Here is a 12,903-nt window from a genome sequence, read left to right as displayed (position 1 = left end):
ATATTTTGGTTATTTAAAGTTAACATTCTTACTTGGCTTTAGTTTTAAGTCATAATATTCCCACATCTTTTTCGTGTGTTGTTGAATAAATTTGGATGCCCGTAAAATAGTTTCATTTGCTATATCAAGTCCTTGCCTTGGGTCCATTAATATCAGCTGAGGGGCAGAAGCTTGATTTCTGTGAACTTTTATATCTTCGTCTGAAAATGCAAATTCTTCTGGAGTATACCACTTTTTTGTTGTTTTGCTATATATCCATTGATTATTTGCTTTTGCTTTTAGTGCCAGATGTGCCCGATAATCGCGGCCAGGATCTGGCTGTGGTCCCCATGAACTCATTCCCAGTCTGGATTTTTAACGTTAAAAGTATTTTTATATAATTCGCCCCTACCTCTTACTACTATTCCAAAAGAATATCCTCTGTATCCAATTTTTTTTAAAAAAATTCCAAGGTTAGGAATCAAAATTTGTTCGATTAACTTGGGTGCCATATCTTTTACCTTTCCTTTGAAATACCTATCCGTATATAATTCGTTAAATCCAACTAAATCTATTACAATATCAGCTCCTTGAACCTCAACCAATTTATCTAAACTCAATATCCATGGCCTCATATAGTCGTTAAGCCAGAACCAGCTTTGTATCTGGCGTTCAAGCGCGGGTTTATATCTTCCAAAATTTAATTCCATAACTATAACTGTACAAAGTTTGCTAATATTTTTAGTAATTCAAAATAAATCTTACAACATAAAAAAAGCCTCTCACTTCTGAAAGGCTTCAATCACCAAAATATAATTTGTAAAGGCCAAATGCGAGGATGAGGACGGCGAGTATCAGCAATGCTATCTCTTGAATCCTATCCATAAAAAAAAACAAACTATGCCAACAACACATATCCATCCCATCATCCCAAGTCCAGATGGCTCACTGGCTGAATCTACAACCTTAACATCTTTCTTTTCTGTGACTTGCTGATCTACATGTGCGTATTTACTTCCAGTCACGTCTTTATCGATTTGAGTATTCCTGTCGAATTTAAGTGCTACTATTTGAGGCTTAATGAAAGCAGTTGTTGTCAATACTCCGTTACTATCCAATACCATCTTAACATCAAGCAAATCATTGCTGATAGCGGTTAGTCCATTAACCAAGCTGTCAATATGAAGACCAATCTTATTAGTGCCAGTTGTCTGCTGTGGCTTTGTATAAGCTGAAGTATCAGCTTTTTCAGTTATGGTGATTTTGCTTTTATCGGCGATGATCTCAGCGGTTTTTGAATGACTACTAATGGTTGTTTCCGTATTATCAACAAGTTTATTCTTCGTGTTCTTTTTAAATAAGCTACAACTTGACAGACACATTATCATGCATAAAAATAACAGCCGCCTCATGATTTCCTTAATAAACTTTCAAGCTCCTGCAGCTTGATATCCAAACTGTCTACCTTTTTATTAATCGGAACAGCATTTATTTTATTTGTTGATGGCTTCACGGGATCTACCCTTCTTGATGATGCCCCAGTCAGACAGACCAGAAACACTGGAATAATTAAGATCTTTTTCATTTTTTCTTATTAAAATATTTCTTTACTGATTCTACCGTGCCATTAATATTTATCAATGAGGTATCAACATTTTTAACAATACTATCCTGTTGAGCCTTAATTGGTGCAATCTGCTTTGTAGTTTCCCTTTGAACGCTCCTTCTTACCTCATCAATCATTTCCTGATTGGATTTCTTCTCATCGTCAAGCCTTGCTTGCTGCAAGTCGCTATTCATAGAAATTAACATAAAGTTTAATCCAACTGAAAGGACCAATAGTGTAGCCCAGGGGTTTTGAGTGACAGCCGAATACAATCTATCAAACATCCTTTCAATCCATGCTCCTTTTCTATCAATCACATCTTCATTTTCTGACATTTTTTATTCTGGATGTTATATTTATAATGATTATTTTGTTGTTATTGTTGGCATGACAATCTTACCATTAGCAATTAATTAAGCTTCACTTGCTTTTGCCGGTGTTCCATCAAGATTTTTGTAGTAGTGTTTTTTTACACCGAGTGGTTGCACAGTGAATGGAGCCCTACGCACATCGGTTATTTCAGATTTTGGTATCCAGGTGCAGCACCAACTGTTTGATTGGTTTGCCCCATAGCATCTAAAATATTTATCGTTTTCTCCCACGATGTATGTCACGTGCGCACCACCTACTCTATTCTTAATAGCCGTGTCTCCAACCATTGCATCTTTGACTTCAACTTTATTCCCCCAATTTCTCCACCAAGCAGCTGATAAAATATTAGGCGCCGGAAGTTTTAGCCAGCCAGCACGATAGGCGCATATCCCCTTTCCCAATCCACACCAAGGCACTTCATCATTAGGGTACCAGCCAGATACACCAAGTTCTTTCGCCCACCGCATGATATCGACATTGTTCTCTTTGCCCTTAATCTCCATTAGGCCATTATGCCTCAAAGCTTCCTGTAATTCTTTCGGTAAATTAGGCTCATTATTTAGCCAAGCATCAATACCTGTAAGTGGCTTTCCCATAAAACAAAATTACCCAACCTGCTATTGCGGATTGGGTAATCGTATTTATTACCGTAGGTGCGTAAGTTATCTTATTCGGATAAACTGAATGTCGTTTCCTTTTTCGCTTAAAGTAATGGTTTGTTCATGAATGTAGACAACCTTATATTTCGTTTCGCCCATAAAATCTGTAGTCCAGATAAGAGTATCACCTTTTAAAATAAAGCTTTCTTTACCTTTACCTTCAAGGTTGTCAATAGTAAATTGCGTACCTTTATCAGAAGATAACCAGGTTCCCAATAAAGTAGGCTTATTATCTTTTTTGCAGGATGCAAGTGAAAAGGTTATAATTATTATAAGTAAAATTTTCTTCATGCGAGTTGGCGATTAATTATAATTCAAATTTACGTCGATTAATTGGCATTCCATATAGTAAATATTTACTATACCGGGACTGCTGATATAAGTATACCTTTGACCCACCTCATTTTAACGAAACCAGAACCACCTACCCTTACATCTGCTTCAAAGTCGCCAATACCAAGAGCTAATGAATCATCGTCTTTTTGTACTATTATATTAGATCCCTTTCTTAATGAGAATAAACCCCGTATAATATCAATAGCTAAATTTGTATTGCCATTGGCAACGTCTAACTGAATACCAATGTTTGGATTATCTTCACCTGGTATTTCATCAATAGTATTGACAATTTTAAGCACTGATTTAGCGCTTACAGTATCGCTACCAAAAAAATCAGATGGCACTCCAATACCAAATGCGCCGCCGATCTGCATGGTACCAATAATCTTTTTAAGCGCAATAAACGCATTGCTTTGCTCATTCGTAAGCCCCTCTTCGTTTATATCGAATCCAGCAATTTTACCGGACGTGGAAACCATGTCGCCACGCTGATTAACCCTAAAAGGTGCCGTTTCCTTGTCGGCATAAGAAGATCCAGCCCAAAACCTGATAGCATTCAAATCATCATCAGCACCGTTTATTCCGGCAACTTCTCCGATTTCAGGGTTTCCGGCAACAAATGCACCTGTCATTACAACACGATCACCGACATATGTTTTACGGAACTGATCCAATATGGCATTGTTGGATATTTCATCGGCAATTTGGCGGGTATTCAGCGCAACAGCTACCGATTTGGCAATTTCTTTTTTCCCATCCTTTACATCATTTATCAATCGCTCCTGGGTGCTATATTGAATTACATCGCTTATGACTCCTGTAATCAGATCAGGGTTAACCAGCGGCCATGAAACAGATTGTAAACGTAACGGTGTGTTCACTCCAAGGCTTTCACTGACCACGGTTAAGCTATCACCAGGCACTAATTTTCGGGTCAACCCCATTTCCCTAATATATTTCTCATCAATATTTAATGGAAAAGCTACCGGAGGGAATGAATGGCTTTTAGCATGGTTCTCCAAAGCCGCTTGCAATTCGGCATGAGCAGATACAAAATAACTTTCAGGCATGGTAATCCCAATCAATGTATATTTATCACCGACAGCTGGAGAAAAGGTTGCGTTAGGTATTGGATTTCCAGCATCATCCTTATTGGCCCGGATGCGCATGGTTTTTGTAATTGCATTGTATGAAGATATTACATATTCACCTCCAGCCAATTCTCCGGACTTAAATACAATTTTCGCACCGCCATCTGTTTTGGTTTGGGCATTCAGATCAAAATCTATGGTGTCATCGCTAAATTCCAACAAACCTGCAACACTTGTAAGCGTGCTGGTCCTACGTGGATAAATGTCCTCAAAAGTAACACTACCCTTTTTACGGCCATACTTATCTACATTTATTTCAAAGGGAGCATCAAGAGCAAGTCTATCCATTCCATCCCTATAGCTAGGCAATATATTCTGAGTGCCACCATATCCGCGCCATACGGTAGCAAAGCTTTCATCTACTGATTGCCTTGCTGAATTTGTTAGGCCTTGACCACGTCCATACCTCAATGTAATGTTCTGCAACGTACCAACCTTTTCAATCAAACTGATTTCTTTACCAACAATCTTATATTCCAGCTTGAAAGCCTCTGCAACCTGAGTTAATGCTATACGGGGCGATTGTTCATCAAAGGCAAATGCGATTGGTTCTGATATCAATGAGCAATCTCCAATACTCCATCCAGGATTATCGATATTCATGCAATCAACAATCAATCCCAGCAATTCCAATGGTGTTCCAGTGTATGAAAATTTGGTACGGCCCAAATGGATCATTATCTCATCGTACATATCGTACGTTGGCGAAAAGAATGTGATATCGTATTTATAAGTTTTGCTATCGATTTCCTCCAAACCAATGGCCGATTTGATCTTATATGGCATCAATCCTTTACCGGCATCATACTCGATGTAGTCATCCAATTGGATAGGGATAGGTGCTGTTGTGATGAATGAGGTAGTAATCTTATCCATACCCATAAACTCACCGTTGTAGATCGTACTTTCGTCGATCTCAACGGTGGCTTTGGTTACACCTACGCGTTTTATTTCTAGTTGGAATTGAGGCATGTTAATATAAAGTACTTAGCCATTGGGCATAAATATCCAAAAGAAGATTTTGAGCTTGCGATGATGTTGCTGGATGAATATTATCTGGCAGCCACCAATTAAGAACTGTAAAGTCTTTTGTTGGGTCAGTACCATCTGATCCTGCGTAAGCCGCCCGACCGGCATCATCAACCCAAAGATGCTGAGTATCTGGAATTCTGTTTTGGCTCCATCCTGTTTTTTCCCATGTTTTTAGGATTGGTAATTGCCAATACCTAGATAGTTCTTCCTGTGACAAAGAAATTCTGGGTCTTAATTGATTCTCATAATGCCCTAATATTGCTATCCTTGAATAGGGATTTGCCTTTAATATTAAATCTATATAGAAGTTCATTGCCCCCAAATATGTAGATTTATCATTTCTTATAACTGGCTGTGTTGTAAATTCTTCTACAGTTTCATAAGTTTCCCACGGCTTGGCATCATTATAAGCATGATTAAAAATAAACAGGCTTGGCATTGTTTTGGTTCCATTAAGATAGGGAACCAAAACATTTTCATAACTGCATAATATATAAAACTCTGCATCAGTAATACCCATTTGAATAGCTTCAACTTCATGTTGCCCGTCAAAATAAGATCTCATTGGTGGGTCAAGAGTACAATATTGCCTAAATGTGTCATCCCAATGCTCTAGAATATAAACTTTATCTGCAACAGCATCTCCCATAGCCCTCAGCATAACTGGCCATGGAATTTTATTAGTCAAGGATATCTTTGACGTCCCTGATCTTGCACAACTACTAGATATTGCTTCCTTTTTATAGAAGCCTCCATTTTTCAATATTGCAGCGGGAAGATCATAACTTAGGCTAAGAATAGAATTACCAAAAAAAACTATATCCTTCTTGTTAAGTTTTGATCCTGGAAACCTAATGTCGTTATCATAAGACCCAGCAACAAAAGCCGAATTCACATCTGAATTTCCAACATTTATTTTTAACTCTGATGTGGTAGGATAGTACTGAAAAATAGCACCCAATTTAGTCCAGTCTATTATTATATTAAAATCAATAAATTTTAAACCATCTGCCGTCCATTTCCTATTTTGATAACCACTTTTACCTTGAATGTTGCCATAAACAATAGCAGGTTGTATGTACTGAACTACGTTATAAATATCACTGGTGGTGATATTCCTAACTTGAATAGTAAAATTATAGGTGCTGTCAAGCGGCGGCACGATACCAGTCGCTACCAATGATATTCTCCAGTCATGACCTTTTTGATCATTAGGGACTTTTATATCAAATACACTTATTGCGTCTATAACTTTAAGAGCATCAGCAGAATAATAAGGAAAGCTTTTATCTTTTATATATGATGGAACTTTATCTAGTGATAAAACATTCAATAAATCTGCATAATCATCTTGGACACCGGGTTTAATAGCTATTTTTGAGGAATTTGAGTTAAATTCGAAAACAGAAGGTAATTTATTCCAATCAACAGCCGCGCTGTACTTTAATACGCCGTTTGCGTAAGGATAGTAAATCTCTCCGCTATAATATTTCACTCCTGCTATATCAGTTAGATTAGATGTATGCTTTACAATATCCCAATTGGCCCCTGCGGATTTATTCCTTATCACAATACTGTAATTATAATCGCCAATAAGATCTGCCGTGGTTGGCATAGTTGTAACCAAAAGAATTATCCATTCATCATCGACTTCATCAGCAATAGGTTGAATTGATAGTTTTTTTATAGCACCAATAATCTGAAGTTCCTGGCTTGAATATAACTCCATTTTATCAGATAAATAATCAGGGAGTAATTCCTGCTTTTCGGCATAGCCACTTAAATCAACATTAATATTAGTAACCGTAAAATCAGTTCCAATCTGCCCAATAATACCAGCAGCTCCGGTAATTTCAACGCCACCAAAATTAGGGTATGCGCCTGGAGTACCAATATAATATACGGGTGTGGCTGAGACTATTGGTGACGAAGCCGGAGTTACATTAGCTTTGAATCCTGATCCGCCTATAATACTTGCAAGATTAACAATCTGATTTATATCTGCATACTTTGCAGACCCATCATTGTTCTTGCCAACCATAATCTTATCCAGCAAATCCAAAGCTGTTGCCTTGCTCATTCCCTGCCAAAACCTTTGTGGAGTCTGATTACTAAATATGGCTTCAAGAGCCGATAACCTTTGTTCTGTAGTAGCCATTATGTTATAATTATATTTCCTATTTCTGTTTCAATTATATTGCCTGATGGTGTTGTGAGGATGTTCCAATCCAAATGTGCAGACACCTCGGTTAGTTTGATTGCGATGAACGCAACTACTTGCCCATCATTCACGCGCAATCCAGTAATTTTAAACCCATCCTTTACAAAAAAATCGCGCAAAGCATCCTGCTCTCTAGTCAGGTACCGTAAACCTGGTTTACTGAATAATGCTTTGAGTCTATCAACAACGCCAACAAAATCGGCGTATGATGGCTGAACAATGGCGGCATTGATAGTTATCTCCCTCTCCTTAGTGGTTGTATTTCGGTAGCCTTCATTTCTATATGAGGTAACCTGACCTGACTTTGGCACGGGTCTGCTGAACCGATCAGTAATGGATGTTATTATCAGGCCTAGTGCCGCAAACATTACCCCATCAATTCCATATCCATCATATTTAATGCTGCCCCCATATATAGGTTCATTGTTGACCAGTATGATTATGCCGTCCTGATCTGTAAGCGGATTGTATTGCAAAGCGTTTATTGGCAATGCTGTTGGCATAGGTACTATCGGGCATCTGAATGGTATAGTTAGCATGGTTATACCGTCCTGTAAATACTCTCCTTTAATTTCCCCATTCACTAATACATTCCATGTGCCCCAATCACATTGCAGGACAACCAGCCCATTATATGCATCGATCGCAGTAAACAAGGCGTAGCATTTACGTAAGGCATCATTCTTGCTTAGTCCACGAACCACGCAATCCAAGGAAATATCTATTCCCCCAAATCTAATTTCACTAGCTAATACATAAGGCTCAATTCCATCCTGATCATTGCCCCAATCATGGAAAGTCTTACCTATACGCGCTGGCATATCCCAAGCCCCGGTAATCGCCAAATTTGTATCACCAGATTGTATGGGAATAATCCCATAACTTTCAATCGATACATTATTTAACTTATAGTTTCCCATTATTTACCTCTATCATAGCTGGTGCTTCCGCTGCCCTTTATAGCCCGTTCAATGTTGTCCAACTTAGTGTTGAGTAAATCCGTATTATTGGCTGTTCTGTACGTATTGGCCTCAATTTTAACCTGCACATCAAAATTACTCTTTGCTATCTGGTACATATCGCCAATGGTTTTACCAACAGGCGTTAGTACATCCAATTGCCTCTTTTGATTATCATATTGGGCCCTTATTAATCCTATCCATTCGGTTGCAGTTGACTCGGTGACGTTTTTTTGTATGACGCCAACACTGCTATTGTCTGAACCTCCTTTACTGGTTAAATCAATACCTGTAGCCTTACTCAAATCTTCAATATCCTTTTTAGCTTTGGCACTAGCTTCTATGTAGGCCTTGCGCAAAGTTTCTATCTCATCAGAGGTTAGTCCACCTTCACTTAGCGCAGCAAACTGAGTATAGAATGTTTGCAATTGCTTACGAATCAGCTCACCCTTGAATCCATTAAGAATCGACTTCTGAATAGTCTGCTCGAAAGTCTTTCCAAAATCCTGCGTACCGTCAGTAAGCGTTGTAATAAAGTCATCTGCTATCTGGTCTAGGGTTGTACCAACTGTCTCTGCACGGAGATTATTAACCAATTGTTCAGCGGTTTCTTTGGCCTTGATCAAGTTGGTAACGATAGTTGCAGTATTTGCGTCAAGCTTACCCTCATCAAGTAACCGTTGCAGGGTGTTGATGTCGGAAGGTAATAAGGACGAGGCTTTTTTCGCCTTGGCCACCATCCCATTATAAGTTGGATCGATTTTTTCACCATTGTTGAGCTTAGTGATAAATTCATCCAGTTGAGAATCCCCGGTTAACTGATACCTGCCAACAAGTTCGCTAGCGTACTTAGCCTGATTCTCTCTTGCTTGGTTTATGGCAGATGAATAATCTTTAATTCTATCGGTTCCATAAACATCATTCAGTAATGCGACTTGTCTTTCAAGTGCCTTATTTAGCGCTTCGGTCTGTTTGTTTTGAAGATCACGGGCATATGAAGCCTGTTGCTCTCTTTGTTCAGACTTGGTGAAAAAACCAATTACACTTTGAAAAATAGAAAACCCAGCCCCTAAAATACCGAGACCTGCAATTTGTCTTTGTGCGTCTGAGCTGCTGTCCTTTTTAAGAATTTCTTTGAATCCTTTAATCTCTCCTATTTTACCTATCACACTTCCTACGGTTCCAAGCACCTTCCCAAATTCTGCATTCAATGCACCTACCTCCGAGGCAACGTTGTTTACTTCTCCTGCAAGGTCTTTTAATGCTTGTCCGTTTTTTTCACGTATCGTCTGCTCAGTCGTATCAAAAAGCTTATTGATCAATTTTATTTGCTCAGGGTCTACAATGGTTCCTGATTTTATCTGATCAGCTAATTGCTTTCTAGCTGTTTTAACCAGTTGCAAAGCGGACTTTACAGATAGTTTTTCAATTCCTTCAAAAAGTTTTTCATAGGATTCTAGTTGAGTGGCATTGGCTGCATCAAGCTCTTTAATATCTTTTTCATAGCGTTTTTTACGTTCAGCCTGAGCGCCGGGATTAGCTTCCAGGGCCTTGATGTCAGCATTATACTGCTCGGTTAGGTTTTTACGCTTATCAGCATAGCTCATGAACTCTTTAAGCAAAGCATCAGTACGTTTTTGTTCTTCCTGTAATGCCTCTGCAGTGGCATCCTCCAAAACCTTTTGTTGTTTGGCTACAAATTCACCACCACCGGCATCTCCGCCCTTAGCTTTATCATCGCCTAATAATGCTGCTTGCTTTGCTTTTAAGTTTTCTAGGTAGGTCTGATCGACGTTGATAAGCTTACCATACCTCTCCCTTGCCTTTTCTAAACCGAAATCTGATTTAAACTTTTCAAAATCTTCATAGTATTTTTTCTCTTTATCTATGGTTGTTTTTAAATTGGATGCATTTTGCTTATCCCGAAGCGCATCTTCTTCATCCGACTGGGCGCGCAGTAATCCACTTGAGTCCACACGCAGGCCTTTAGCCTTATTCCTAGAATCATTATTAAAGGCAATGGCTTTTTCACGCAGCTTTTTGTATTTAGCATCTACCTCTGCCAATTCCCTAGCATCATCATCCTGGCGCTTATCGCTTCCTTTTTTTGTTAAGGCATCAATTTCAGCCTGCAGTGCACGTTGGGCTTTTAATGCGTTCTCTAGTTTTCTGGCTTCTGCTAATTGTGATTTGTTGTCTATAACCACATTAGGAGACTCAGGTTTAGCTCCGGGATAAAGCTTGTCTCTTGTTTTTAACAGTTCCTGAACAACAGCTTTTTGGCGTCCATAATTTGCTGAAGTTTGATTTAACAATTGCTTTTCCTGAACAGCTAGAATACCATTAAAATCAGCTCTATTTTTAAGTAGTTTGTTCCGTTCTCGCTCCAAACTATTCAATTTTGCTGTTTGTGCGGTAATGGTATTATTCAACTCCTTCTCACCATTTGCCCTTTCAGCCAGTGTTTTTGCAAAAGCCCTACCCTGATCATTTAAACCTTCAACATATCCTTTTTGAGCCGCTGCCTTTGCTTCTTGCTGAAGGAATTTTGCATCTTCCTCGCTGAAGAAAATACTTCCTGTTTTTCCAGTTCTATTATAATTCTTAAGCGCATTAGTCCGTCCATTCTGTGTAATTTTGTTAAACAAATCATCAACCGCTTGCAGGGCATAGTTAGAGCCGTCAACAATTGCCTTGAAAAATCTTGATATAGATCCAGAAGTTGTAATTTTATCAAATGTGTTTCCTAGCTTCTGAATACTTCCTGCTAGATTATCGTTTTTAATCGCATATTGCTCAGCAGACAAGGTTGCTTCGTTAAAATCATTGGTAGCATCTTTAATGTGACCATTAAGCGCGTCCTGTCCATTCGCCAAGGCAGCAACTGCCTGAGATACACCTGCCCCGGTTAACTTTAGAGATTTTAAAATATCATTAAATGAACTTGTTGTTGTTCCTCCTTTTGCAAGTCCAGCAAAGAATAAGTCCAATGCTTTTTTAGCATCAGTATTTATGATATTGGTAAAATCATTTAACGTTAGATTCGCATCGGCCAACTGGGCTACCGCAAAAAACTTAGATCGATTAACGGTAAGAGCTGACAGCAATCTTTTGAATGCCGACCCTGCAACCTCAGCGCTTACACCGTTTTCTTGGAGTACAGCTCCATAAGAAAGTATGACAGGTAATGATAATCCCGCCTGTTTAGCAAGTCCTCCAACCCGTTCTCCAAAATCCGCCAAGAAATCACCAGTAGCCAACCCTGATTGGCCAAGGCCCAAAATAGCTGACCCAATTTGGTTGAATGATTTCTCAACGTCTCCTGCATTTGATTTGGTTATCCCAAATACATTATCTAATACCCCAAGCGATTTAGCAATACCTTGGGCGCCGCCTTGTAGCTCACCGCCAAGGGAAACGGCCAGTTGATCAACTGCCGTAGTAAACCCAGCCAATTGATCTTTAGCAATACCGAGCTGACCCCCGATAATAGCGATATCCAACAAACCTTTTAGAGAAGTCCTGGTATCGATCTTTTTTAATTGTTCCGCAAGATTATCAGCTTCTATGGACGTTAAGCCAGCGGTACGCCTAACATCTGAAAGGCTATCCGAGAGTTCAGCGTTATTGTTAACTACTGCCTTAATTCCGCTTAAAACTGCTGTAACGCTGATGTAAGTCGAAAGAACCCCTTTAAGCCCATCCAATGCCGACTTATAATTACCAACCTTACGGGTATGAATACCCATCGTTTCATCAAAGGCCTTTAATCTGCTATTGAGTTCATTGTATTCACGAACCTTCGCCTTTAACTCCGGCGTCATCTTGTTGAATCCACCAGTAGTATTTCGTATTTCAGCGCCAAGGACTTTTAACCGTTCTGTTGCCTCTTTATATGAGCCAGCGGTGGCCTTCTGCGCTTCCTTGGCTGCTTTAGCTGCTTTGGTTAATTCCTGCTGTGCTAATCGATTGGCTGCTATCTTATTCGTTAATTCAGCGGTAGCAGCACCAGTTTGAAGGTTTGTATTCTTAAGTTCTTGTTCTTCCTTTTTTAAAGCAAGCAGCTCAATTCTAGCTTTACGTAGCTGATTTTGAAATTCAATCTGAGATTGATTAAAAATTTTCTGGCTTTGAGTGACGGTATTTATCCCCAAATCCGCCAATACCCGCTTAAGTTCTTGCGCGTTTCTTTTAGCCTCTGTAATGCTCAGGGTTGCAGTAAAATTCAACCCCCTATTCCCACTCACATCTATACCCATACGCAAAAATACCCTGTACTATTGGGGGTATTTAGGCAATGGAGTTACTTACAGAGGTTGGTAAATTCGCAACATGGATCAAGATCTAGTTATAAAATATTGTAACCAAGTATAAAAAAGTTTACTTTTTATTTGCAAATAAGTAAACTATTGTTTACCTTTATCGTATGATAATTAAAGGAAATGAAATGGAGCGAACTTAAACGAAAATTGAAAAAAGAGGGGTTCGAGTTCTTAAGAGAAGCGAAAGGTAGCCACGAGGTTTGGCACCACCCCGAGAGACCAAATAGTGAAATGATTCTCACTAGCCACAATTCGAAAGAAGT

The 12,903-nt window shown here is 39.0% G+C and carries 11 protein-coding genes; all 11 read right to left on the bottom strand.

All coding sequences use genetic code 11. From position 1 onward, the window contains the following. Positions 1-9 precede the first annotated feature (9 nt). The 11 genes from FHT21_RS03955 to FHT21_RS03905 all read right to left on the bottom strand — a co-directional run bounded on the left by FHT21_RS03955 (position 10) and on the right by FHT21_RS03905 (position 12,577). Entirely contained in the window at positions 10-339 is a 330-nt protein-coding gene (locus FHT21_RS03955) for a hypothetical protein (RefSeq protein ID WP_167293466.1), read from the bottom strand. Beyond that, positions 336-689, bottom strand: coding sequence for a hypothetical protein (locus tag FHT21_RS03950; RefSeq protein ID WP_167293465.1), 354 nt, complete (start codon positions 687-689; stop codon positions 336-338). The genes FHT21_RS03955 and FHT21_RS03950 overlap by 4 nt, the downstream gene beginning before the upstream one ends. 153 nt (positions 690-842) lie before the next feature. Continuing rightward, the gene (locus FHT21_RS03945) at positions 843-1,391 is read right to left on the bottom strand and encodes a hypothetical protein (protein ID WP_167293464.1); all 549 of its coding nucleotides are present in this window, start codon (positions 1,389-1,391) and stop codon (positions 843-845) included. Continuing rightward, positions 1,388-1,564 carry a hypothetical protein gene (locus tag FHT21_RS03940; RefSeq protein WP_167293463.1) on the bottom strand — a complete coding sequence of 59 codons (177 nt, stop codon included), beginning with the start codon at positions 1,562-1,564 and terminating at the stop codon, positions 1,388-1,390. The genes FHT21_RS03945 and FHT21_RS03940 overlap by 4 nt, the downstream gene beginning before the upstream one ends. Then, positions 1,561-1,920, bottom strand: a complete 360-nt coding sequence (locus FHT21_RS03935; RefSeq protein ID WP_167293462.1) for a hypothetical protein — start codon at positions 1,918-1,920, stop codon at positions 1,561-1,563. The genes FHT21_RS03940 and FHT21_RS03935 overlap by 4 nt, the downstream gene beginning before the upstream one ends. 78 nt (positions 1,921-1,998) lie before the next feature. Continuing rightward, positions 1,999-2,553, bottom strand: a complete 555-nt coding sequence (locus tag FHT21_RS03930; RefSeq protein WP_167293461.1) for a TIGR02594 family protein — start codon at positions 2,551-2,553, stop codon at positions 1,999-2,001. Between the two features lie 66 nt (positions 2,554-2,619). Next, positions 2,620-2,907: a hypothetical protein gene (locus FHT21_RS03925; protein WP_167293460.1), complete on the bottom strand. Its 288-nt coding sequence runs from the start codon at positions 2,905-2,907 to the stop codon at positions 2,620-2,622. Positions 2,908-2,975: 68 nt separating this feature from the next. Continuing rightward, positions 2,976-5,078 carry a hypothetical protein gene (locus FHT21_RS03920; protein ID WP_167293459.1) on the bottom strand — a complete coding sequence of 701 codons (2,103 nt, stop codon included), beginning with the start codon at positions 5,076-5,078 and terminating at the stop codon, positions 2,976-2,978. 1 nt (position 5,079) lies between these two features. Next, the gene (locus FHT21_RS03915; protein ID WP_167293458.1) at positions 5,080-7,296 is read right to left on the bottom strand and encodes a hypothetical protein; all 2,217 of its coding nucleotides are present in this window, start codon (positions 7,294-7,296) and stop codon (positions 5,080-5,082) included. After that, entirely contained in the window at positions 7,296-8,279 is a 984-nt protein-coding gene (locus FHT21_RS03910) for a hypothetical protein (RefSeq protein WP_167293457.1), read from the bottom strand. Before FHT21_RS03910 ends, FHT21_RS03915 begins: the two co-directional genes overlap by 1 nt. Further along, the gene (locus FHT21_RS03905; protein ID WP_167293456.1) at positions 8,279-12,577 is read right to left on the bottom strand and encodes a phage tail tape measure protein; all 4,299 of its coding nucleotides are present in this window, start codon (positions 12,575-12,577) and stop codon (positions 8,279-8,281) included. The genes FHT21_RS03910 and FHT21_RS03905 overlap by 1 nt, the downstream gene beginning before the upstream one ends. Positions 12,578-12,903 lie beyond the last annotated feature (326 nt).

Origin of the sequence: Pedobacter sp. SG908, assembly GCF_011759615.1 — a bacterium.
GTDB classification, from domain to species: domain Bacteria; phylum Bacteroidota; class Bacteroidia; order Sphingobacteriales; family Sphingobacteriaceae; genus Pedobacter; species Pedobacter riviphilus.
The sequence above is the reverse complement of the archived record's forward strand: the minus strand, read 5'-3'. Positions and strand labels throughout refer to the sequence as shown.